A 2,883-nucleotide genomic window follows, 5' to 3' on the forward strand; every position below is an offset into this window, starting at 1 on the left:
TGTTTTCTGCTTACTCTTCCTCGTCAGAAATACATGCCGGGTTGATGTGATAGGTCACGACTGGTCGGCCTTGCCCTTTCTTCACTTCCTCCCTGTAGAGATAGCCGTGAAGCTCCAGCCAGTTCAAAGCCTTGTCCCTGTCTGCCGGTTCTGTCAGTCCTGTCCAGCCTTTGTCACTAAGGTCTTTTGTCTTGAAGGATGCCGGTAGCTTATTGAGCCTGTCTTTCAGAATGCGAGCTCCTGCCAGTGGATCATCAGCCAGTGAATAAACCCTGTTGGCATGTGTCTCCAATACCTCACACCAATGAATAGCCATTTCAGCCGATTGCTTGCCTATGCTGCCTGTGTCGCCGTGTTTGATGACATGGAAGATCAGGGCAAGTGCAGGCATCAGAGAAGGGTATTTTCCTAAGTGGCTTTCCATGTGCAGGCTGATACCTTTCCCGCTTACCCGGGTCATTAGATCGCAGTACCAGCGGTTAAACACGGCTTGTCCTTGTTCATCGAATCGCAGTGTTGGCCGGTCTTCTTCCTCTGGGCTGTACTCAATCTCATCCAATCGACGAAATACCTGATAAGCTTTTTCCTGAAGGGCTTTGTTGGGCTGTCTGTCGGTATGCCTGAACTCTCCACCATCGGGATAAACCAGAAGTTGAAAGCGTTCTACCAATCCGTCGTCGCCCGATCCTTCACGCTGACTCATTAGCAAGGGGAGTAGTCGCCCTGGCTGAATGCCTCCGAGTAGTGAGACGGTATTGGAAGGGATATAAACATCCTCTCTTGTTACCCGGTCATAGCTGAATGTACCGTCACCGTTGAAGGCTTCCAGCCAGAAAGCTCTATCCTGCTGTCTGTCATCACGGTTAAGGCCTGCTATCCATCCATAGAGCTCGTCACGAAACATCAGCAAGCCCCACGGGTTTTCTGATAACAGAATGCCCAGCTTCTCTACTGTGGCATCGTTGACGATGTAGCGTCTGCTGACCGGCTTCTCTGGGTCTGAACTGTCGTCCATCAACAGGGCTTCGGCTTCGTCAAACTTCTTGTTCTTGACCAGTTTGGCGGCTTCCTTCTCTGCCTCCTTGGTTGCCATGTTGTTTATTTTCTCTTGTGCCTGGTATCGCTTCAGGTCTTCTTTTTGCTGCTCTCTTGCGGCTGCTTCCAATCGGGTTAATGGTTTGGTTGCGGACTTGATAACCGGGCTTTTCTTCTGGCTTGGCCTGCCCACACAGCAACCCCACAGGTTCGGGATAACCGTCCAGTCATCAAACTGTTTTGGCCGTACACTCACCTTGCGACCAATCAGGCTACCCAAGACAGAGATAACTGCTACTGCTGCATACTCATAGGGTGCATTGTCCATACGCTCCACGATGTCCACCAGCCAATCAGCCAGTTCATCAGGCAACATATCCGGTGTAATGGGTTCGACGGGTAGCAGATTATTATTAAGGGGTTTCAGCTCTGGCCAACTGATAGCGGGTTGGCCTGCTGCTGCATTGGCTTGCTGAATGGCGGCGGCTGTATCGCCTGGTTTAAGGACAGCAACATTCGGAGAATCACATAGAGCCATAAGATAGCCCTCCGTTGGCAAGGTAGTAGTCTGAGAAGTCCATTCCTTGTTTGCTGGCCGGTGCTGCGGCAGGGGGGAACATTACCAGTGCTCCTACCTGTTCCGCTGCTTTGATAGCGTCGGTCAGTCCGGGGTTGTTGATGAGATGAGTGTCGTTGTCTGCTGCCAGCACTAACCGGCTTTCAGGGTTCTGTTCTCTGGCAATGTGGGCGACAGTTTCAAGATTCCCCTTCCCCATGGCTGCATAAACTCTCACAGCCTGATTATCCATCAGGTATATGCTCGCTCCCGTTGCCCATCCTTCACACACATAGACTGTCCAGGCATCCCGGCCGAAACGGTGATACACCCCTTGGCGTTGCCCGTGTTTGAGCCCGAATTTTTTACCCTGGGGATTGATGTACTCAATGTTTACCAGTGTATGACCGTGGCTGTATAAGCCCACCAGCAATAGACTGCCTTGCTGCTGTAACCCAAGGGGCGGGAGCTGTTTTCGCACAAGGTACGGATGCAGGGGGCTTGCTGGTTTGGCGGTGGCCAGAAGGTAGGCGGCTCGCTGTTGTGCCTGTGCCTGCTGCTGTTGCTTCTCTCTGGCTGCTGCCTGCTGCTGTTCCTGTCGCCTTTCCCGGTTGACGTCCTGAATCCTTGCCAGTTGTACTGTCGCTTGTGCCTGATTGCTGTATGACTGGCGTTCAATACCCAGATAACGGGCGGTATGCTCCACCGCTTCCGTAAATGAGCACTCCAGAACTTTCATCATCAGGTTCAAACCGTCACCAGATCCACACTGACGACAGATGTAATTACCGTCCTCGATACTCATAAACGAATACCGATCCCTCCCACCACAGGCAGGACAAGGCATGTTGTTCTTGCGTGGGTTCACCTCGTCATCGGTAAGCCCACACACGGCCTGTAACACGCTGTCCCACTGTCCGGCAGAGGTTAGTTTTACCTGCTCTGTAAATAGTCGGGCTCTCACTGGTCAGCCTCCAACTTGCCATACAGTAGCTTCAGGGTTTCAAGGCCAACTTTCCTGGATGCCTGAACACGGTTTGCCTTGTGTTTGTTGTAGGCCTGCTGCCTTGCCTGGTGCTTCTCCCACTGTTCATAGGTGGGTTCGTTCCCGTTCTTCCAGTGGTAATCAACCCAGAAGGTGAAGGCCTCCATTGGCCAGTTGTTCGGATAACGCTTTTCCATCTGCTTTCTGTAGTGCAGGGGGGCTTTCATTGCTCGCCCTCCTGCTCCGTCAGGCCGGTCTTAACCTCAAAGCAATCCAAGACAGCCTCGGCTTTTGCTCTGGCTGCGCT

General features: G+C 52.4%; 3 protein-coding genes. All 3 read right to left on the minus strand.

The window, feature by feature from the left end; genetic code table 11:
* Positions 1–10: 10 nt before the first annotated feature.
* Genes J7438_RS24970 through J7438_RS24980 form a run of 3 tightly spaced genes read right to left on the minus strand, consistent with a single transcriptional unit; the run spans position 11 to position 2,803 of the window.
* Positions 11–1,573 carry a YfjI family protein gene (locus J7438_RS24970; RefSeq protein ID WP_209278759.1) on the minus strand — a complete coding sequence of 521 codons (1,563 nt, stop codon included), beginning with the start codon at positions 1,571–1,573 and terminating at the stop codon, positions 11–13.
* Positions 1,560–2,555, minus strand: coding sequence for a primase-helicase zinc-binding domain-containing protein (locus J7438_RS24975; protein WP_209278760.1), 996 nt, complete (start codon positions 2,553–2,555; stop codon positions 1,560–1,562). Before J7438_RS24975 ends, J7438_RS24970 begins: the two co-directional genes overlap by 14 nt.
* Positions 2,552–2,803: a hypothetical protein gene (locus tag J7438_RS24980; protein ID WP_209278761.1), complete on the minus strand. Its 252-nt coding sequence runs from the start codon at positions 2,801–2,803 to the stop codon at positions 2,552–2,554. Before J7438_RS24980 ends, J7438_RS24975 begins: the two co-directional genes overlap by 4 nt.
* Positions 2,804–2,883: the final 80 nt, after the last annotated feature.

This window comes from Thalassotalea sp. G20_0 (assembly GCF_017744175.1).
Taxonomy (GTDB): Bacteria; Pseudomonadota; Gammaproteobacteria; order Pseudomonadales; family Endozoicomonadaceae; genus Endozoicomonas.